This is a genomic window from Streptomyces sp. NPDC088923 (assembly GCF_044749745.1).
Classification (GTDB): Bacteria; Actinomycetota; Actinomycetes; order Streptomycetales; family Streptomycetaceae; genus Streptomyces.
Genome location: NZ_JBIVIO010000001.1, coordinates 1,132,413 through 1,150,970 on the forward strand (window position 1 = coordinate 1,132,413; position 18,558 = coordinate 1,150,970).

The following is an 18,558-nucleotide window of genomic DNA, read 5'->3' on the forward strand; positions in this document are numbered from 1 at the left end:
GTGGGGGCTCGGGAGGGGCGGGCAGCGGGGTCCGCGCGGGGGTGTGACGCCCGTGTCCGGTGGGGAGCCCGAGGGCTTGTGCGTCCGGTGGGGGAGAATCGGGGTATGACGACCCCCGACCCGGCTGCTCCAGAGCCCTCGCCGGCCGCGCCCGAGCCCTCGCCGGCCGCTCCCGACCGGATCTACCGCTCGCCCGCCGGCATCGCCGCCGGTGTGTTCCTGCTGATCCTGGGCGGCTGGCTGGGCGCCGATGCCATCGTGCTGGGCGAAGGCCGCACCCCGTGGATCGCGATCGCCGCGCTGCTGTGCGTGATCCCGCTGATCATCGCCTTCACGCTGCGGCCCGCCGTGTACGCGAACACGGAGCGGTTGCGCGTCCGCAACCCCTTCCGCACGATCGTGCTGCCCTGGAAGGCCGTCGCCACGCTCCGTTCCGGCTACTCGAACGAGGTCGTCGACGCGGACGGCAAGGTCTTCCAGCTGTGGGCGCTCCCGGTCTCGCTGCGCGGCCGCAAGCGCGCGGCCCGCGCCGAGGCCCGGGCGATGAGCCGGGGGGAGAAGGCGGGGCACACCGCCACCACGGCGCGCGAGATCCGCCACCCGCAGGGCGATGTGGCGCTCGGCGAACTGCGCGAACTGGCGGGCGACACGGACTCCCCGCGCAAGGGCCTCACCGAGGCCCGCTGGTGCTGGCCCGTCATCGCCCCGGCAGCCGCGGGCGCGCTCCTGCTGATCGTGCTGCTGCTGGTCTGAGCGCGGCGGTGCGGGACCCGCGGGGGCGTCCGCGCCTCCCGCCCCGCGAGCCCCGCCGCCTCAGCCGCGCGCACCGGAGCCGAGCTCAGCCGCGCCTGCCGGAGCCGAGCTCAGCCGCGCGTACCCGAGCCGAGCTCGGCCGCGCCCACCGGAGCCGAGCGCGTACCGGAGCCGAGCGCGTACCGGAGCCGAGCGCCCACCGGAGCCGAGCTCGCCGCCCCGGCCGCGCGCATCGAAGCCGTCCTCCGCGAGCCCCGCCGCCTCGCCGCCTCGCCGCCCCGCCGCCTCGCCGCCCCGCCGCCCCGCCGCCTCGGAGGCGCGTACCGCCCCCGGCGGGCCCCGCCGCTTCAGCAGCGCGTGCCGAAGCCGCCCTCCGCGAGGCCCGCGCAGAAGGCCGCGCGGGCGCCCGGCGACTGGGAGAGGCGGCCGTCGACGAACCAGGACGAGCTCGGCGGGAAGTCGAAGCCGCCGTCGTCGATCCCGTCCCAGCCGTAGCGGAAGTCGAGGTCGATGTACGTGACGGCCGTGATGACGTCCGAGAGGTCGTAGCTGCCGGACTCGTTCGGGATCGGGCCGGAGTAGTGCAGCAGCCCGAAGAGCCGCCGCACCCACAGCGTGCCGCGGTCCGGCTCCTTGCCGCTCGTGTCGGAGCCGTCCGCCGTGAAGTTCATCATCCCGCCCTCCGAGACGATCATCTTCTTTCCGTGGTCCTTGGCGAACTTCATCATCTTCAGGACGTTGCCGTCGTAGTCCCAGTTCTTCCACACGGCGGCGTCGTTGCCCGAGGAGTCCTTGCCGATGTAGGCGTTGCGGCACTGGAGGGCCGCGGTGTCGTAGTGGTCGGGCGGCGTCCCGTTGTAGAGGTAGCCGTTGTCGTACATCGGCAGGCACAGCTCGTGCGCGAAGAGCGAGACGCCGACGCGGTCCACGACCGCGTCGCCCGGGTACATCTGCGCGTAGCTGCCGCGCACGGGGTGGAAGACGTACTGGACGTTGCCGTGCGTGCGTCCGTCGATGAGGGCGCGGATGCGGGCGAAGGCCTTCTTGTACGAGTCGCAGCTCTCGTCCGTGCAGTGGTAGTACGGGCTCACCTCGTAGTCCAGGCGCAGCAGGAACGTCGCCGCCGGGTGCGCGTTGGCGAAGTCGATGAGCGTCGTGAAGCGGTCCGCGTACTGCCCTTCGCCGAGTTCCCGCGTCACCTCGCGCGAGCGCGCGGCCTTCGCGGCCTCGTCGCCGCCGGTGAAGCCGGGCGGGTTGTCCTTCCAGCTCACGCCGACCTGGATCGTCGCGCCCCGGTCGGCGAGGAAGGAGGCGTAGGCGGCGTGGTTCGCGCCGACCCACGTGCCCGAGGCCACCTCGTAGTAGACCGAACCCCCCGCCGGGTCCTGCCCGAACGACGTCCAGTCGTCCCAGGCGGCCTTGCTCGACTGACCGATCAGCAACTGCCGCTCTCCCGCGGCGGCGGGGGTCGAGGCGGCGGGCGCCGGGGTGGCCGCGTGGGCCGTTCCTCCCGCGAGCCCCAGCAGGGGCAGCAGGCAACACAGGGCGAGAAGCAGGGGGAAGGAGCGCGAGGGCGGGGCGTATGTCCTGTGCATGACAGTTCTCCGTACGGGTGGGGGTGCGGCCTGACCGCGGGTACGTCCGCACGCATCCTGGGGAACCGGAAGAGCCCCGTCAACGGATCGCGCAAGTTTCGAAGGAGAGGGCAGCTCACGGGCGCGTGAGCGAAACCCCGGAGGGGCACTTCGCGGGCGCCCGAGACCGGGGCGAGGGCGCTGACCATCCGTGGCGCGGGAACAGGGCGGTGACGGAGCGGCGAAACTTTACGAAACGTATGGGCGCTCCGGTACGGGAAATTTCGTGCGGGAGGGCTGCCGCTGCCCGGGTGCTCGCCCCCTCACCCCGCCCCCGCGCGGAACAGCAGGGACACCCAGGAGCGGTACGGGCGCCACCCGGCCGCGACGGGGGCGAGCGCGTCGGGCGTCTCCGCGCGGCCGTACGCCTCCGCCATCGCCGCGTGCAGCCGGTGCTCCGCGCGGGGGAACACGTCCGGGTGGCCCGCGCCCCTGATGAGGATCAGCTCCGCCGAGAAGGGGCCGATGCCGGGCAGTTCCCGAAGGCGGGCGAGGGCATCCTCCGGCGGCAGGGCGCGGAGTGCCGCCGCGTCGAGACGGCCGTCCAACGCCGCCTCCGCGAGGGCGTGCAGCCGTTCCGTCTTGACCGCGCTCACGCCCGGCACGGAATCGAGAGCGCGCAGCACCGCCGGGAGGGGGAAGGCGTGCCTCTCCCGGCCCGCGACCGTCAGGGCCTCGCCGTACGTCCGGGCCAGCCCGTCCTTCACCGCCGCCGCGCGCGTCATCCGCAGCCGGTTGCCGATCACGGTCCACGCGGCGGCCTCGTACGGCGAGTAGAAGCACACCGGGCGCAGGCCCGGGAACTCCGACTGGAGCCGTCCCACCCGGGAATCGGCCCGGCCGACGGCCGGGAAACCGCTCCCGTCCACGTCGAGCGACAGGACGCGCGCCACCTGGGCCCGTACGGCGGCGGGGCCGGCCCCGTCCGACGACCACTCGACGCGTACGTCCCCCGCGTCGCCCGGCTGCCGCACCGCGCAGCCGACGACGTGCAGGCCGTCGTCCGCCGGGAAGGCGAGCCGCAGAACGCCGTCGTCCTCGGGGGGATACGCGGCGGGCGTGAAGTCCGCGAGGAAGCGGAGGGCGGCGGAGAGGGCGAAGGGCCCCTTCGGGGTCAGCGAAAACGTGGGCATGGCGCTCGCCTTCCGGAGCCCCGCACGCGGGCGGCCCCACGACCGACGTTGCCACGGCGGGCGGGAGACGGCACGGCGACGGCGGGGCCCGGCCTACGGCGCCGGGCGTCCGGCCCTCGCGTCGAGCCCCCGCGTACGGCGCCGGGCGTCCGGCCCTCGCGTCGAGCCCCCGCGTACGGCGCCGGGCGGTCGGCCTTCGCGTCGAGCCCCCGCGTACGGCGCCGGGCGTCCGCCACCCGCCTCCGAGCCCCCGTCGCCCCCCGAGCCTCAGAGACCCGCCGCCGCCCCCACGTCCCGCTTCAGCTCCGCGAGCAGTCGCGCCGCGCGCTCCCGGGCCGCCGCCACCGGCAAGCCCGCCGGGAGGACGATCTCCAGGTAGCATTTGAGCTTCGGTTCGGTGCCGCTCGGGCGGACGACGACCCGGCCCCGGGTGGCCAGTCCGTCGAGGTCCCCCTCCAGGACGTACCGCAGTCCGTCCGTGGGGGGAAGGCCGTCCTTCGGGAGGCTGAGATCGTCGGCCGCCGTGACCGCGAGGCCCGCGAGGCGGACCGGGGGGCTGGTGCGGAGGCGGTCCATCGCGGCGGGGATGAGGGAGAGGTCGGCGACGCGGGCGGAGAGCTGGGCCGTCGCGTGCACGCCGTGCTCGTGCGCCAGTTCGTCGAGCGCGTCGGAGAGCGTGCGGCCCTCCTCCTTGAGTGCCGAGGCGTACTCCGTGATGAGGAGCGCGGCGGTGACGCCGTCCTTGTCGCGCACGCCCTCGGGGTCCACGCAGTAGCCGAGCGCCTCCTCGTACCCGTACCGCAGCCCGGGGACGCGCGAGATCCACTTGAAGCCCGTCAGGGTCTCCTCGTGCGGGACCCCGGCCGCGCGGGCGAGGGTGCCGAGGAGCGTCGAGGAGACGATCGACTCGGCGAAGACGCCGCGCTCGCCGCGCCGCAGCAGGTGCGTGGCGAGGAGCGCGCCGACCTCGTCGCCCGTGAGCATCCGCCAGCCCGCCGCCGAGGCGTCCGGCACCGCGACGGCGCAGCGGTCCGCGTCGGGGTCGTTCGCGACGATCAGGTCCACGCCCTCGTGTGCCCGCGCCGTCGCGAACGCGAGGTCCATCGCGCCCGGCTCCTCCGGGTTGGGGAAGGCCACGGTCGGAAAGTCCGGGTCGGGCGCGGCCTGTTCGGCGACCGGTACGGGCGCGGGGAACCCGGCCCGCGCGAAGGTGGCCGTGACGGTCTCGGTGCCGACGCCGTGCAGCGCGGTGTGCACGATACGGGCGGTGCGGGGCGAGCCGGGCGCGAGCACGGAGACCGCGCGCTCCACGTACGCCTCAAGTACGTCGTCCCCGAGTACCGTCCATCCGTCCTCGGCGCGCGGCACCTGGTCCAGCGCGTCGACCGCCTCGATCCCCGCGGCGATCTCGGCGTCCGCCGGAGCGACGATCTGCGAGCCCGCGCCCTCGCCGGGCTCCGGGTAGCCGAAGCCGAGGTAGACCTTGTAGCCGTTGTCGCGCGGCGGGTTGTGGCTCGCGGTGACCTCGACCCCGGCGACCGCGCCGAGGTGCCCGATCGCGAAGGCGAGGACGGGCGTGGGCAGCGGCCGGGGCAGTACGGCGGCGCGCAGCCCCGCGCCGGTCAGCACGGCGGCGGTGTCGCGCGCGAAGTCCGCCGACTTGTGGCGCGCGTCGTACCCGACGACGACGAGCCCGTCCCCCCTGCCGTGCTCCCGCAGGAAGGCCGCGAGCCCCGCCGCCGCCCGGATCACGACGGCCCGGTTCATCCGCGAGGGACCCGCCCCCAGCTCACCGCGCAGGCCCGCCGTGCCGAAGCGGAGCAGGCCGGCGAACCGGTCCCGCAGCGCGTCGAGGTCCTCCGCGTCGAGCAGCGCGGCCAGTTCGGCGCGCGTGTCCGGGTCGGGGTCCTCGGCCAGCCAGCGGCGAGCGCGGTCGATGAGGTCCTTCGCGTCGTCCTTGTCCACCACGGTGGTCGTGCCTTTCTCGGCTTCGGTACGGCAGCTTCACGGCTCGGGGGCGGGGGGCAATCCCGCGCGCGGTCTCCCCCGGAGGTCGTACGGGGACACGTACCCCGTACGAGGGAGGGTCCCTCAGATGCGGTCGAGGACCTGACCGAGCAGCGCCCCCATGTGCGCGGCCGAGTCGCGGCCCGCCTGGAGGACCTCCTCGTGGTTGAGGGGCTCACCCGTGAGGCCGGCCGCGAGGTTGGTGACGAGCGAGATGCCGAGCACCTCGGCCCCCGCCTCGCGCGCCGCGATCGCCTCCAGGACCGTCGACATGCCCACGAGGTCCCCGCCCATCGCGCGGACCATGCCGATCTCGGCGGGCGTCTCGTAGTGCGGGCCGGGGAACTGCACGTACACGCCCTCTTCGAGCGTGGGGTCGATCTCCTTGCACAGCGCGCGCAGGCGCGGCGAGTAGAGGTCGGTGAGGTCCACGAAGTTCGCGCCGTGGATGGGCGAGGTCGCCGTGAGGTTGATGTGGTCGCTGATCAGCACCGGCTGCCCGGGCCGCATCCCGGCGCGCAGCCCGCCGCAGCCGTTGGTGAGCACGATCGTCTTGCACCCGGCGGCGACCGCCGTGCGCACGTTGTGCGCGACCGCGTCCACCCCGCGGCCCTCGTAGTAGTGCGTGCGGCCGAGGAAGACGAGGGCGCGCTTGCCGCCGAGTCCGCCGTACGAGCGGATGCGGCCCGCGTGGCCCTCGACGGCGGGCGGCGGGAAGCCGGGCAGGTCCGTGAAGGACAGGTCGTGGTCCGCCGCGCCGAGCGCCTCCGCGGCGGGCACCCAGCCCGAGCCCATCACCAGGGCCACGTCGTGTGTCTCGGCCCCCGTCAGCTCACCGAGCCGCGTGGCGGCGGCCCGAGCGGCGGCGAAGGGGTCGCCCTGGATGTCGTCCGGAATAACTGATGCGTTCACGCGAATGAGCGTAACCGCTCACAGCCTACGCGCGTAGACGTCGCTGATAACGACCTGATGTTGACTTGCCGGTAGGCGGGAACGGGCGCGTTCGGACGCGGAGCGGCCTGGTCAGGGCGTCGGGGGACAGGGAGCGGCGCTTGTCGTGCGGCCCGGCGTCCTTGGCGCGAACCAGGCCCTCGCGGAGCCGGTTCCGCCGCGGCACGGACCGGCACCCGCGGTCTCGGGCACCCGCGGCCCCGGGCACCCGCGGTCTCGGGCACCCGCGGCCCCGGGCGCGCGCTCAGCAGGGCCGCTTGCGCAGTTCCATCACGTAGTCGTGCGGGGCCCCCGCCGATTCCGCCGCGTCGGCGATCTCGCCGAGGTAGCGCGCGGAGGGCAGGCCGCCCTCGTACCCGTTGAGTACGTAGAGCCACGAGGACTCCGTGCCTTCCAGGGTGTGGACGCGGACCCGGGCGCGGCGGTAGATGCCGAGGCCGACGCCCTCCCAGCCGTCCATCGCCTCCTCGTCGGGGGGCGCGATGTCGTACAGCGCCACGAAGACCTGCGAGGCCGGGTCCTCGACGACCGTGGCGAGCGCGCCTTCCCAGCCCATGTGCTCGCCGCCGAAGGTCAGCCGCCAGCCGTCGAGCCAGCCGGTGGCCCGCAGCGGGGAGTGCGGGGCACGGCGCGTCATCAGCCGCGCGTCGAGATTTCCTGCGTACGCAGCGTAGAGCGACATGGGGTCGAGAGTACGGCAGACGGCGCGGGGAGGCGGGGGAGTCGCAGGAGGCGGACTCGTACGGGAGGGGGACGGGTGGCGGAGTGACCCGTCGCACACCCCGGACGGTGGGCCCGGGCGCGAAGCAATTCGGCGCGTGCGGGACAATGAAGTACGTGACTCGGATCGTGATTATCGGTGGCGGACCCGGCGGATACGAAGCGGCCCTCGTGGGCGCCCAGCTCGGCGCGGAGGTGACCGTCGTCGACTGCGACGGCCTCGGCGGGGCCTCGGTGCTCACCGACTGCGTGCCTTCGAAGACTCTCATCGCGACCGCCGAGGTGATGACGACCTTCGACTCCTCGTACGAGGAACTCGGCATCCTCGTCGCCGACGACACCCCTTACATAGACCGCCCGGCGCGCGTCGTCGGGGTCGATCTCGGCAAGGTCAACCGCCGCGTCAAGCGACTCGCGCTCGCGCAGTCGCACGACATCACCGCCTCCGTCACGCGCGCCGGGGCCCGCGTCCTGCGCGGCCGGGGCCGCCTGGAGGGCCAGCAGGGCAGCGACGGCTCCCGCACCGTCGTCGTCACCGCGGCCGACGGCTCCGAGCAGCGCCTCACCGCCGACGCCGTCCTCATCGCGACCGGCGGGCACCCGCGCGAGCTGCCCGACGCCCGCCCCGACGGCGAGCGCATCCTCAACTGGACGCAGGTCTACGACCTCGACGAGCTGCCCGAGGAGCTCATCGTCGTCGGCTCCGGTGTCACGGGCGCCGAGTTCGCGGGCGCCTACCAGGCGCTCGGCTCGCGCGTCACCCTCGTCTCCTCGCGCGAGCGCGTGCTGCCCGGCGAGGACCCCGACGCCGCCGCCGTCCTGGAGGACGTCTTCCGCCGCCGCGGCATGAACGTCATGGCCCGCTCGCGCGCGCAGGCGGTCAAGCGCGTCGGCGACCGCGTCGAGGTCACGCTCGCGGACGGCCGCGTCATCACCGGCTCCCACTGCCTCATGGCGGTCGGCGCGATCCCGAACACGACGGACATCGGCCTGGAGGAGGCCGGGGTCAAGCTCAAGGACTCCGGGCACGTCAAGACCGACAAGGTCTCCCGCACGAGCGCCCCCGGGATCTACGCGGCCGGCGACGTCACCGGCGTCTTCGCGCTCGCCTCCGTCGCCGCGATGCAGGGCCGGATCGCGATGTACCACTTCCTCGGCGACGCGGTCACCCCGCTCAACCTCAAGGCCGTCTCGTCGAACGTCTTCACGGACCCCGAGATCGCCACCGTCGGCTACAGCCAGGCGGACGTGGACGGCGGCCGGATCGACGCGCGCGTCGTCAAGCTCCCGCTGCTGCGCAACCCGCGCGCCAAGATGCAGGGCATCCGCGACGGCTTCGTCAAGATCTTCTGCCGCCCGGGGACGGGCGTCGTCGTCGGCGGTACGGTCGTCGCCCCCCGCGCGAGTGAACTCATTCACCCCATCTCGATCGCTGTGGACAACAATCTGACCGTGGAACAGATCGCTAACGCGTTCACTGTGTACCCGTCGCTGTCCGGTTCGATCGCCGAGGTGGCCCGTCAGCTCCACACCGTCAAGCGCGCGGAGGAGCAGGTCTGAGGGGGCCGTACGCTCTCAACTTCCCTGCTCGGTGGGGATATCGGGCCATCGCGGCGACGCGGTGGCCCGTTGCCGTGACCGCCCCTGGCCGCCGTGCGCGACCCCGTATACCACTTTCGCGGCCTCGACATGGACAACTTCCGTAACTCGGCGGAAAGTGGTGAACGCGGACAGTCATGCGCGTTACCGTCTGTTCTGTGTTCGCTGCTGAACGTCGTCAAATGATCCTAGAAATGGTGCGCGCCAACGGAGCCGTCTCGCTCCGGGAACTGGCCCGCGTCGTCCAGACCTCTGAAGTGACCGTACGGCGGGACGTGCGGGCGCTCGAAGCGGAAGGGCTGCTCGACCGCAGGCACGGGGGCGCCGTGCTCCCCGGTGGCTTCGCGCGTGAGACCGGCTTCCCGCAGAAGACCCATCTCGCGTCGGCCGAGAAGGCCGCGATCGCCGAACTCGCCGCCGAGTTCGTCGAGCCCGGCGAGGCCGTCGTGATCGGCGCCGGGACCACGACGCAGGAGCTGGCCCGCCGCCTCGCGCGCGTCGCCGGTCTCACCGTCGTGACCAACTCCCTCCTCGTCGCCCAGGCCCTCGCGCACGCCAACCGTGTCGAGGTCGTCATGACCGGGGGCACCCTGCGCGGCACCGACTACGCCCTCGTGGGCAGCGGGGCCGAGCAGTCCCTCCAGGGCCTGCGCGTCTCGCGCGCCTTCCTCTCGGGCAGCGGTCTCACCTCAGAGCGCGGCCTGTCCACCGCCAACATGCTCTCGGCGAGCGTCGACCGCGCGCTCGTCCAGTCGGCCGCCGAGGTCGTCGTCCTCGCGGACCACACGAAGCTCGGCACGGACACGATGTTCCAGACCGTGGCGCCCGACCTCATCACCCGCCTCGTCACCGACGAACCGGCCCCTGGCGAGGAACGCGCCGCGACCGAACTCCAGGCCCTCGCCGACCAGGGCGTCCACATCTCCCTGGCCGGGCCCCACGCCCCGGCCCCCCGCCCCCGCACCCGCGACGTCGGCCTCCCCGGCCAGCGCCGCGCCCAGCCCCCGACCCGCCCGCACGCCCACCGCCCGCCGGGCACGGCGGGCCCGCTGAGCGCCGAGCAGGGCGGTCCGGGCCAGGGCGAGCGGGGCAGGACGGCGGACGCGCACCGGCGGTGAGCGGACCTGACGGTCGCTCGTACGGGGGCGGCGGTACGGGCTCGGGGCGGCGTCGTCCCCGTACCGTACGGCCCGCCCCGTAGCGTCCGCCGGGTCCCCGGACGGCGGCCGCGCCCGCAACCGTGACGGGCCGCGCCCGCAACCGCTCGCCCTCGTGGGGGCGTCTACGCCGACAGCCGTTCCACCGTCCCCCACCGAGGAGCGCTTCATGAGCTTCGCCCTGTCCGGCAGCGCCGCCGCCCCCCGATTCGTGCGGGTGGTGCCCCGTGCGCGGTTCGCGGTCGGGGCTCTCGGCGCGGTGGTGCTCGCGCGGCTCGTGTTCCTCGTCTGGGAACTGCGCCTCCACGCGGGCCCACGCCCGCCCGCGCCGCCCGGTGAGCCGGAGGACGGGTACCACCGCGTCCCCACCGCGCTGGAGGAGCAGTACCACTACCTCGGCGATCTCACGGTCCTGACCCTCGTCGTCTGCGTCCTCGGCCTCGTGTACTGGCTCCAGGCGATGCGGGACAACGCGGACGTCCTCGCCCCACGGGTGCAGCGCCACGCGCGCCCGTGGGTCTGGTTCTCCTGGATCGTCCCCGGGATCTCCCTCTGGTTCCCGCGCGACGTCGTCGTGGACGTCTGGCGCGCGGCGGCGCCCCCGGACGAGGACCCGGCCGAGCGCCGTACCCCCTGGTGGATCAACGCGTGGTGGCTGTTCCTCCTCGGCGCCGTCGCGATGCTCCTCGTCACCGAGAACCTGGGCGACGACGGGCAGCCCGAGGCGGAGGCGGTCTACGACGCCTTCCGCGGCATGCTGGCCGCGGACTTCTTCCTCGTCGCCGCCGCCGTTCTCACGAGCGTGCTCGTGCTGCGGATGACGCGCGATCAGGAGGAGCGGACAGGGGGCTGAAGCCCGTCCAGCAGGCTGTCGAGGAGCTGCGCCCGCGCTTGCGGCCGTTCGCTCAGCCACCGGCCGAGCGCGTGCCCCGCGCCCGCGAGCCGCAGGACCGAGAGGTCCGCGCGCGCCGCGAGGGCGGTCTGCACGAGCCAGGTGACCTCCTCGGGGATGACCTCGTCCCGCTCGGGTACGACGAGCAGCGCCCGTCCCGCGAAGGACCCGTACGCCTGAAGGGCCCGGCTGTCGCGCCAGCTCGCCGGGCGCCGGATCAGTTCGGTGAACCCGTCCCCGAAGGGCACGTCCCACGCGGCACGCCCGTAGATCCCGGGCGCGCACAGCGCGAGCGCGGCGACCCGGGGCCCGTACCGCGCGAGGAGATCGGCGACCGTCTGCCCGCTCATGCTGAACCCGACGAGCACGAGCGGCCGCCGCGCCCCGAACACCTCGGCCACGACCGCCGCGGCCTGATCGCGCCGCCGCCGCAGGCTCAGCTCGGCGAGGTGCCCCGTGCTCCCGCCGTGCCCGGAGAAGTCGAGCGCGAGCGCGTGGTGGCCCCGCGCGGCGACGTCCTGGGCGAGCGGGAGGCACCGCTCCTTGTCGCCGTCGCCCGCCCCGTGCAGCAGCACGACGCCGTACGCCCCCCGGAGCTCCCGCCCCGGCGTCACGGTGTACGCGCTCAGCCGCTCGCCGTCGACGGCGAGCACGCTCTCGCGCACGGTGGTGCGGGCGGGGTGGCTCATCGCGCCTCCGGGACGGCGAACGGGCGGGACCCTCAGGGGGTGTCCCGCCCGGTACCGTACCGCCGCGTCGCCGCGTCAGTCCTTGATCTCGCAGATGACCGTGCCCGAGCTGAGCGAGGCGCCGATCGCGACGTCGAGGCCCTTGACCGTGCCGGAGCGGTGGGCCGTGAGGGGCTGCTCCATCTTCATGGCCTCCAGGACCACGATCAGGTCGCCCTCCTTGACCTCCTGGCCCTCCTCGACGGCGACCTTCACGATCGTGCCCTGCATCGGCGAGGCGAGCGTGTCGCCCGAGGCGGCCGGGCCGCTCTTGCGGGCCGCGCGGCGCTTCGGCTTCGCGCCGGCCGCGAGGCCCGTCCGGGCGAGGGACATGCCGAGGCGGGCCGGGAGGGAGACCTCCAGGCGCTTGCCGCCGACCTCGACGACGATGTTCTCGCGGTCCTCGTCATCGGCGGAGCCGTCGGCCGGGGCGGCGAAGGGCTTGATCTCGTTGACGAACTCGGTCTCGATCCACCGGGTGTGGATCGTGAACGGGTCGGTGGAGCCGGTCAGTTCGGGCCCGAAGGCCGGGTCCTTGACGACGGCGCGGTGGAAGGGGATCGCCGTCGCCATGCCCTCGACCCGGAAGTCCGCGAGGGCGCGCGCGGCGCGCTCCAGGGCCTCCTTGCGGGTCCGGCCCGTGATGACGAGCTTCGCGAGCAGCGAGTCCCAGGCGGGGCCGATGACGGTGCCCGACTCGACGCCCGCGTCCAGGCGCACGCCCGGACCGCTCGGCGGCGCGAAGAGCGTGACCGTGCCGGGGGCGGGCAGGAAGCCGCGCCCCGGGTCCTCGCCGTTGATGCGGAACTCGAAGGAGTGGCCGCGCAGTTCGGGATCGCCGTAGCCCAGCTCCTCGCCGTCGGCGATACGGAACTGCTCGCGCACGAGGTCGACGCCCGCGACCTCCTCGGTCACCGGGTGCTCGACCTGGAGGCGCGTGTTGACCTCCAGGAAGGAGATCGTGCCGTCGTTGCCGACGAGGAACTCGACGGTCCCGGCGCCGACGTACCCGGCCTCCTTGAGGATCGCCTTCGACGCGCTGTACAACTGAGCGACCTGGTCCTCGTTCAGGAACGGCGCGGGCGCCTCCTCGACGAGCTTCTGGTGGCGGCGCTGGAGCGAGCAGTCACGCGTGGAGACGACGACGACGTTGCCGTGCTGGTCGGCGAGGCACTGGGTCTCGACGTGCCGGGGGCGGTCGAGGTAGCGCTCGACGAAGCACTCGCCGCGACCGAAGGAGACGACGGCCTCGCGCACCGCCGAGTCGTACAGCTCGGGGACCTCGTCGAGCGTGCGGGCGACCTTGAGGCCGCGACCGCCGCCGCCGAAGGCCGCCTTGATCGCGATGGGCAGCCCGTGCTCCTCGGCGAAGGCCACGACCTCCTCGGCGCCCGAGACCGGGTCGGGCGTGCCCGCGACGAGCGGGGCACCGGCGCGCTGCGCGATGTGGCGCGCGGCGACCTTGTCGCCGAGGTCGCGGATCGCGGCGGGGGGCGGGCCGATCCAGGTCAGCCCGGCGTCGATGACGGCCTGGGCGAACTCGGCGTTCTCGGAGAGGAAGCCGTACCCGGGGTGCACGGCGTCCGCGTCGGACTCGGCGGCGGCGTGCAGCACCTTCGCGATGTCGAGGTAGCTCGTCGCGGGCGTGTCACCGCCCAGCGCGTACGCCTCGTCGGCCGCGCGCACGTGCGGCGCGTCCCGGTCCGGCTCCGCGTACACCGCGACGCTGCCGATGCCCGCGTCGCGGCAGGCCCGGGCGACCCGGACGGCGATTTCACCGCGGTTGGCGATGAGCACCTTGCGCACGATGGCTCCCTTTTCTCGCTCTTCGTCCCTGGGGGTGGGCCCCGACGCGTACGAACACGCCGAGTTTAGGGACAGCCGACACGAGGCGCCGGAGGCGGCCGAGTGGTGAGTTTGCCCACACCGCTTGCCCCGCGACCCCAGGCGACCGGACGAAAGTCCATGTACAGGGCCCTGAACCACTTCAGCGTAGCTCTGTCCCACGGGCGGGGTCTCTGTCCGCCCGCGCCGCGAGGGGCGGGGTTTCTTTGTGGGGATTCGACTAAAGGGGGCGGGATTCTTTGAGCGCCGCCGGGCCCGGTGTCCCGCGCGAACCCTTGCCCGGTCGCCTACTCGTCAGTAGCGTGCTGGAGAGCCATGCGTACCCCCGGTAACAGCGGCTCGGGGGCGGAACGGAAGCGGGTGTGCCGAGGATGACGCGGACCGTGGCGGCCTGGGCGACGGGCTTCGTGCTGGTGCTGGAGACCTTCGGGATCGTTCTGCTGTGCCTCACGCTGGGCGCCGTCGTCGACAACCAGTCCATGTCCCTCGCGGGCACCGACCCCGACGCCGTCGTCACCGGCTCGTACGTCCTCGCCGTCGTCGCCGGGCTCTTCCTCTGCGCCTGCGCCTTCGTCGCCTTCCGCTGCGCGCTGCGCCGGCACGCTCCCGGGCGCGCGGGCCAGGTCCTGCTGATCGTCGCGGCCGTCGTGCACGGCGTCCTCGCGGCGGTCTCCCTCGCGCTCATCGGACTCGCCGCCTTCCTCGGCCTGCTCGTCGTCCTCGCGCTGCTCGTCCTCATACTGGTGAGCCCCGACGCCTCGCCCGCGCGCCCGCGCGCCGAGGTCAGTCCTTCCACAACTCCGTGATGCCAACCCCCAGTTCGCGCAGCAGCGCGCGCAAGGTGGGCAGCGAGAGGCCGAGTACGTTCCCGTGGTCGCCCTCGATGCCGTCCACGAACGGGGCCGAACGCCCGTCGAGCGTGAACGCCCCCGCCACGTAGAGCGGTTCACCGCTCGCCACGTACGCGGCGAGCTCCGCGTCGTCCGGCGTGCCGAACCGCACCGTCGTCGAAGCGGTCACCGAGGCGCGCGCGCCCGACTCGGTGTCGATCACGCAGTGCCCGGTACGGAGCACCCCGGCCCGCCCGCGCATCGCCTTCCACCGCGCCGTCGCCTCCGCCGCGTCGGCGGGCTTGCCGTAGGCGACGCCGTCGAGGTCGAGCACCGAGTCGCAGCCGATGACGAGCGCGCCCTTCGCGTCCTCGCGCCCGGCCACCACCGCGGCCTTCGCCTCCGCGAGCACGAGCGCCAGCTCGCCCGGCGTCGGCGCGCTGATCGCCTCCTCGTCCACACCGCTCACGATCACCTCGGGATCGAGCCCGGCCTGCCGCAACAGGCCGAGCCGCGCGGGGGACTGCGAGGCGAGGACGAGGCGACGGCGGGGGGCGGGCGAGGGCGAACCGAGTGCGGACATGGGAGTGATCGTAGGCCGTACGCCGTGCGCGCTCACACGTATCCGCCGAGCCCGAGGAGCAGCATCGCGAGCACCATGACGCACGCGAGGAGCACACCCGCGCGGTGCAGCTTCTTCTGCGCCGCCCGCCACTCCTCGGGCGGCTCCTGTTGATCCCGATCCGACCACAGCATGGGTTCCAGGCTGCGGCCGCCGGGGCCCCGCGCGCCTGAGTACGCGTACCTAAGCGGGCGGGGGCCCGGCGGGGAGGTCTGTGAAGCGTGGTGGGGTAGGGGCATGAGCAACCCGTACTCCGATCTCGACCGTCCCCCGCTGCACGCCACCGCGCTGCGCCGCGCGCTGCTGCGGCCCGGCGGGCTGTGGACCGCGCTCGACGTCGTGCCCCGTACCGGCTCCACCAACACCGACCTGCGCGAACGCTCCGCGGGCACCCCCGAGGGCGCGGTCCTCGTCGCCGAGGAGCAGTCCGGGGCGCGGGGCAGGCTCGACCGGCGCTGGAGCGCCCCGCCGCGCTCCGGGCTCTTCTTCTCCGTCCTGCTGCGCCCCGAGGTCCCGCCCGCGCGGCTCGGCTGGCTGCCGCTGCTCGCCGGAGTCGCCCTCGCCACCGCCCTCTCGCGCGCCGCCGGGGTGGACACGGCCCTCAAATGGCCCAACGACCTCCTCCTCACCGTCGACGGCGAGGAGCGCAAGGCGGCCGGCATCCTCGCCGAGGCCACCCAGGACGGCGCCGTCGTCCTCGGCATCGGCCTCAACGTCTCGCTGCGCGCCGACGAGCTGCCCGTTCCCACCGCCGGTTCCCTCGCCCTCGCCGACGCCATCACGCTCGACCGCGACCCGCTGCTCCGCGCGGTCCTGCGCTCCCTCGCCGACTGGTACGAGCGCTGGCGCGAGGCGGACGGGGACCCGGTCGCCTGCGGGCTCCAGGCCGCCTACGCGGCCGGGTGCTCGACGCTCGGTCGGCAGGTGCGGGCGGAGCTTCCCGGGGACGCCGAGCTGATCGGCGAGGCCGTCGCGCTCGACGGGGACGGGCGGCTCGTCCTCGTGACCCCGGGGGGCGCACAGGAGTCCGTGGGGGCGGGGGACATCGTCCATCTGCGCCCCGTCCCGCCCCCGGAGGAACGACAGGGCGGCTCGGGCGGCGAGTGAGCCAGGGCACACCTGCCGTATCGTGGAGCGCGGTCGTGGCGTTGGCCCGCGGCAGAGGGGAAGGGCGCAGGCAGTGACCGTCGACGACACCGGTTCGGGCGCGGGTGGCTCGGCCTCACCGGGCGGCGGACGGCGCGCCCCCAAGGGGGCGGGCGACCCCGCCGGCACCCCTCCCGCACCCAACGACGCCGACCCCGACCCCGCACCGGAACCGGACGCGGCGGCCCCCGACGGACCGGGGCGCCCCGAGGGCCGTACCGAAGGCTCCGCTCGCGCGGAGGGCTCCGGGGGCTCGGGCGGCTCCGAGGACTCCGAGGACTCCGAGGACGCGGGCGGCTCCGACGACTCCAGCCACCCCGGTCGCTCCGGCGACTCCAGCCACTCCGGCCGCTCCGAGCGCGAGCACCTCGTGGAGTGGACGCAGGACCGCGCGGTGGACCGGGGCGGGGAACCCGAGCGCGCCGACCACGGGCCCTCCGTCCCCGGCGCGCCCCGCGACGAGCCGCCCGAGGACGACCCCCTCGCGCTGCGCCTCGAAACGCTCATCCTCGGTGCCGAGCGCCGCTACACCCCCTTCCAGGCCGCCCGCACCGCCGGTGTCTCGATGGAGCTGGCCTCGCGTTTCTGGCGGGCCATGGGCTTCGCCGACATAAACCAGGCCAAGGCCCTCACCGAGGCCGACGTCCTCGCCCTGCGCCGCCTCGCCGGTCTCGTCGAGGCCGGGCTGCTGAGCGAGGCGATGGCGGTCCAGGTCGCCCGCTCCACCGGGCAGACCACCGCGCGGCTCGCCGAGTGGCAGATCGACTCCTTCCTCGAAGGGCTCACCGAGCCCCCCGAGCCGGGGATGACCCGTACCGAGGTCACGTATCCGCTGATGGAGCTGCTCCTGCCCGAGCTGGAGGAGTTCCTCGTCTACGTGTGGCGGCGCCAGCTCGCGGCGGCGACCGGGCGGGTCGTGCAGGTCAGCGACGACGAGGAGATGGTGGACCGCAGGCTCGCCATCGGCTTCGCCGACCTCGTGGGCTTCACGCGCCTCACGCGCCGCATGGAGGAGGAAGAGGTCGGCGAACTCGTCGAGGCCTTCGAGACGACCTCGGCCGACCTCGTCGCCGCGCGCGGCGGGCGCCTCGTGAAGACCCTCGGCGACGAGGTGCTCTTCGCCGCGGACGACGCCGGAGTGGCCGCCGAGATCGCGCTGCGCCTCATCGAGACCCTCTCGGGCGACGAGACGATGCCCGAACTGCGCGTCGGCATCGCCTTCGGCACCGTCGCGACGCGCATGGGCGACGTCTTCGGCACCACGGTGAACCTCGCCTCCCGGCTCACCTCGATAGCGCCCCGGGACGCCGTCCTCGTCGACTCGGCCTTCGCCGAGGAACTCATCCGCACGGGCGAGGCCCCCGCCTCGGAGACGGTGGCGGCGGAGGAGACGGACCGCGCCGCGAAGGAGGGCGAGCCGCCCCCCGCCTACCGCTTCGCCCTCCAGCCCATGTGGCAGCGCCCGGTCCGCGGCCTCGGCGTGGTCGAGCCGTGGCTGCTGACGCGGCGGACGCCCAAGGCGGACGAGGACTGACCCGGCGGCGCGGAGTGGGGCTCGGCCGACTGCCGAAGCCCCCTGCCGATAACGGTCGTTAACATCGGCGGGACCGCAGTCGGGTAACCCACCGAGACCGGAGGCCGCCGTGCCCGTATCCCCCGAGAACCCCGAAGCCCCCGCCGCCGGGCGCCGCTACGGCACCGACATCCTCGTCCGCCGGCACGAGGACGGGCGCCTCGCCGAACTCGTCCTCGACCGCCCGCGCGCCCTCAACGCCCTCGCGACCGCGACCGCCGAGGCGCTCCGCGCGGCCTGCGCGGATCTCTCGGCCGATCGCGAGGTCCGGGCCGTCGTGCTCACCTCCTCCGCCGAGCGCGCCTTCTGCGTGGGCGCCGACCTCAAGGAGCGGAACTCCTTCACGGACGCGGAACTCATGCGCCAGCGCCCGGTGACCCGCGCCGCGTACACCGCCGTGCTCGACCTGCCGGTGCCCGCCCTCGCCGCCGTGCACGGCTTCGCGCTCGGCGGCGGGTACGAGATCGCGCTGGCCTGCGACCTGATCGTGGCCGACCCGAGCGCCGTCGTGGGCCTGCCCGAGGTCTCCGTCGGTGTCATCCCGGGCGGCGGCGGTACGCAGCTGCTGCCGCGGCGTGTCGGCGCGGCCCGCGCGGCCGAACTCGTCTTCACGGCCCGTCGCGTCCCGGCCGCCGAGGCGAAGGAACTGGGCCTGGTCGACGTACTGGTGGGCGAGGGCGAGGCCCGTACGGAGGCGCTCGCGCTCGGCGCCCGTATCGCGGGGCACTCGCCCCTCGGCCTCCGTGCCGCCAAGCGCGCCCTGCGCCTCGGTCAGGGGCTCGACCTCCGCGCGGGCCTGGAGGTCGAGGACGCGGCCTGGCGCTCGGTGGCCACGTCGGGCGACCGTGCGGAGGGCGTGGCGGCCTTCAACGAGAAGCGGAAACCGCGGTGGCCGGGGGAGTGAGGGTCGGGACGGGGCGCTGGTCCCGTAGCGCCGGACACTGCGGCCCTGTGCTCACTCTCCGTAG

At 74.3% G+C, this 18,558-nt stretch carries 17 protein-coding genes; 8 read left to right on the forward strand and 9 right to left on the reverse strand.

The window, feature by feature from the left end; translation table 11 throughout:
* The first annotated feature begins 105 nt into the window (after nucleotides 1-105).
* Nucleotides 106-753 (forward strand): PH domain-containing protein, encoded by a 648-nt coding sequence (locus ACIP4O_RS05370; protein ID WP_361331400.1) that lies wholly within the window; start codon nucleotides 106-108, stop codon nucleotides 751-753.
* 347 nt (nucleotides 754-1,100) lie between these two features.
* Here ACIP4O_RS05370 and ACIP4O_RS05375 read toward each other — a convergent pair whose 3' ends face one another.
* From ACIP4O_RS05375 to ACIP4O_RS05395, 5 genes are all read right to left on the reverse strand, one after another.
* A complete protein-coding gene (locus ACIP4O_RS05375) occupies nucleotides 1,101-2,348 on the reverse strand; it encodes a hypothetical protein (protein ID WP_401571731.1) in 1,248 nt (415 codons plus the stop codon).
* 302 nt (nucleotides 2,349-2,650) lie between these two features.
* Entirely contained in the window at nucleotides 2,651-3,520 is an 870-nt protein-coding gene (locus ACIP4O_RS05380; protein ID WP_401571734.1) for a DNA-3-methyladenine glycosylase family protein, read from the reverse strand.
* A gap of 267 nt (nucleotides 3,521-3,787) precedes the next feature.
* Nucleotides 3,788-5,488: a phospho-sugar mutase gene (locus ACIP4O_RS05385; RefSeq protein ID WP_401571737.1), complete on the reverse strand. Its 1,701-nt coding sequence runs from the start codon at nucleotides 5,486-5,488 to the stop codon at nucleotides 3,788-3,790.
* A 123-nt stretch (nucleotides 5,489-5,611) separates the two neighbouring features.
* Nucleotides 5,612-6,439 (reverse strand): purine-nucleoside phosphorylase, encoded by an 828-nt coding sequence (locus ACIP4O_RS05390; RefSeq protein WP_361331408.1) that lies wholly within the window; start codon nucleotides 6,437-6,439, stop codon nucleotides 5,612-5,614.
* Nucleotides 6,440-6,722: 283 nt separating this feature from the next.
* Nucleotides 6,723-7,160, reverse strand: a complete 438-nt coding sequence (locus ACIP4O_RS05395) for a gamma-glutamylcyclotransferase (RefSeq protein WP_009065914.1) — start codon at nucleotides 7,158-7,160, stop codon at nucleotides 6,723-6,725.
* 146 nt (nucleotides 7,161-7,306) lie between these two features.
* Between ACIP4O_RS05395 and ACIP4O_RS05400 the strand changes: the two genes are divergently transcribed.
* The 3 genes from ACIP4O_RS05400 (at nucleotide 7,307) to ACIP4O_RS05410 (ending at nucleotide 10,807) form a co-directional block, all read left to right on the forward strand.
* Nucleotides 7,307-8,758 (forward strand): NAD(P)H-quinone dehydrogenase, encoded by a 1,452-nt coding sequence (locus ACIP4O_RS05400; protein WP_401571740.1) that lies wholly within the window; start codon nucleotides 7,307-7,309, stop codon nucleotides 8,756-8,758.
* Between the two features lie 221 nt (nucleotides 8,759-8,979).
* Nucleotides 8,980-9,915 (forward strand): DeoR/GlpR family DNA-binding transcription regulator, encoded by a 936-nt coding sequence (locus tag ACIP4O_RS05405; protein ID WP_361331413.1) that lies wholly within the window; start codon nucleotides 8,980-8,982, stop codon nucleotides 9,913-9,915.
* 208 nt (nucleotides 9,916-10,123) lie between these two features.
* Nucleotides 10,124-10,807, forward strand: a complete 684-nt coding sequence (locus ACIP4O_RS05410; protein ID WP_401571743.1) for a DUF4328 domain-containing protein — start codon at nucleotides 10,124-10,126, stop codon at nucleotides 10,805-10,807.
* Here the strand turns inward: ACIP4O_RS05410 and ACIP4O_RS05415 are convergent.
* Entirely contained in the window at nucleotides 10,783-11,535 is a 753-nt protein-coding gene (locus tag ACIP4O_RS05415; protein ID WP_401571746.1) for an alpha/beta hydrolase, read from the reverse strand. The two genes, ACIP4O_RS05410 and ACIP4O_RS05415, sit on opposite strands and share 25 nt — an antisense overlap.
* 75 nt (nucleotides 11,536-11,610) lie before the next feature.
* The gene (locus ACIP4O_RS05420; RefSeq protein WP_401571749.1) at nucleotides 11,611-13,380 is read right to left on the reverse strand and encodes an acetyl/propionyl/methylcrotonyl-CoA carboxylase subunit alpha; all 1,770 of its coding nucleotides are present in this window, start codon (nucleotides 13,378-13,380) and stop codon (nucleotides 11,611-11,613) included.
* Between the two features lie 410 nt (nucleotides 13,381-13,790).
* Between ACIP4O_RS05420 and ACIP4O_RS05425 the strand changes: the two genes are divergently transcribed.
* Nucleotides 13,791-14,225: a hypothetical protein gene (locus ACIP4O_RS05425; RefSeq protein WP_401571752.1), complete on the forward strand. Its 435-nt coding sequence runs from the start codon at nucleotides 13,791-13,793 to the stop codon at nucleotides 14,223-14,225.
* Here ACIP4O_RS05425 and ACIP4O_RS05430 read toward each other — a convergent pair.
* Both ACIP4O_RS05430 and mmpB read right to left on the reverse strand, forming a co-directional pair.
* Nucleotides 14,203-14,832: a Maf family protein gene (locus ACIP4O_RS05430; protein ID WP_401571754.1), complete on the reverse strand. Its 630-nt coding sequence runs from the start codon at nucleotides 14,830-14,832 to the stop codon at nucleotides 14,203-14,205. The two genes, ACIP4O_RS05425 and ACIP4O_RS05430, sit on opposite strands and share 23 nt — an antisense overlap.
* Before the next feature lie 32 nt (nucleotides 14,833-14,864).
* On the reverse strand, nucleotides 14,865-15,005 hold the full coding sequence (gene mmpB / locus ACIP4O_RS05435; RefSeq protein WP_401571756.1) for a morphogenic membrane protein MmpB: 141 nt from the start codon (nucleotides 15,003-15,005) through the stop codon (nucleotides 14,865-14,867).
* A gap of 103 nt (nucleotides 15,006-15,108) precedes the next feature.
* Between mmpB and ACIP4O_RS05440 the strand changes: the two genes are divergently transcribed.
* The 3 genes from ACIP4O_RS05440 (at nucleotide 15,109) to ACIP4O_RS05450 (ending at nucleotide 18,494) form a co-directional block, all read left to right on the forward strand.
* A complete protein-coding gene (locus tag ACIP4O_RS05440) occupies nucleotides 15,109-15,978 on the forward strand; it encodes a biotin--[acetyl-CoA-carboxylase] ligase (protein WP_401571759.1) in 870 nt (289 codons plus the stop codon).
* A 73-nt stretch (nucleotides 15,979-16,051) separates the two neighbouring features.
* Complete coding sequence (locus ACIP4O_RS05445; protein WP_401571761.1) at nucleotides 16,052-17,551, forward strand: adenylate/guanylate cyclase domain-containing protein; 1,500 nt, start codon at nucleotides 16,052-16,054, stop codon at nucleotides 17,549-17,551.
* A 109-nt stretch (nucleotides 17,552-17,660) separates the two neighbouring features.
* Nucleotides 17,661-18,494, forward strand: coding sequence for an enoyl-CoA hydratase/isomerase family protein (locus ACIP4O_RS05450; protein ID WP_401571764.1), 834 nt, complete (start codon nucleotides 17,661-17,663; stop codon nucleotides 18,492-18,494).
* The last annotated feature ends 64 nt before the right edge of the window (nucleotides 18,495-18,558 follow it).

Bases quoted from the DNA above. Each gene is read 5' to 3' on its own strand.
- ACIP4O_RS05430 (WP_401571754.1), bottom strand. From the start codon at position 14,832: ATGTCCGCACTCGGTTCGCCCTCGCCCGCCCCCCGCCGTCGCCTCGTC.
- ACIP4O_RS05375 (WP_401571731.1), bottom strand. From the start codon at position 2,348: ATGCACAGGACATACGCCCCGCCCTCGCGCTCCTTCCCCCTGCTTCTC.
- ACIP4O_RS05395 (WP_009065914.1), bottom strand. From the start codon at position 7,160: ATGTCGCTCTACGCTGCGTACGCAGGAAATCTCGACGCGCGGCTGATG.
- ACIP4O_RS05400 (WP_401571740.1), top strand. From the start codon at position 7,307: ATGAAGTACGTGACTCGGATCGTGATTATCGGTGGCGGACCCGGCGGA.
- ACIP4O_RS05415 (WP_401571746.1), bottom strand. From the start codon at position 11,535: ATGAGCCACCCCGCCCGCACCACCGTGCGCGAGAGCGTGCTCGCCGTC.
- ACIP4O_RS05370 (WP_361331400.1), top strand. From the start codon at position 106: ATGACGACCCCCGACCCGGCTGCTCCAGAGCCCTCGCCGGCCGCGCCC.
- mmpB (WP_401571756.1), bottom strand. From the start codon at position 15,005: ATGCTGTGGTCGGATCGGGATCAACAGGAGCCGCCCGAGGAGTGGCGG.
- ACIP4O_RS05405 (WP_361331413.1), top strand. From the start codon at position 8,980: ATGATCCTAGAAATGGTGCGCGCCAACGGAGCCGTCTCGCTCCGGGAA.
- ACIP4O_RS05425 (WP_401571752.1), top strand. From the start codon at position 13,791: ATGACGCGGACCGTGGCGGCCTGGGCGACGGGCTTCGTGCTGGTGCTG.
- ACIP4O_RS05410 (WP_401571743.1), top strand. From the start codon at position 10,124: ATGAGCTTCGCCCTGTCCGGCAGCGCCGCCGCCCCCCGATTCGTGCGG.
- ACIP4O_RS05380 (WP_401571734.1), bottom strand. From the start codon at position 3,520: ATGCCCACGTTTTCGCTGACCCCGAAGGGGCCCTTCGCCCTCTCCGCC.
- ACIP4O_RS05440 (WP_401571759.1), top strand. From the start codon at position 15,109: ATGAGCAACCCGTACTCCGATCTCGACCGTCCCCCGCTGCACGCCACC.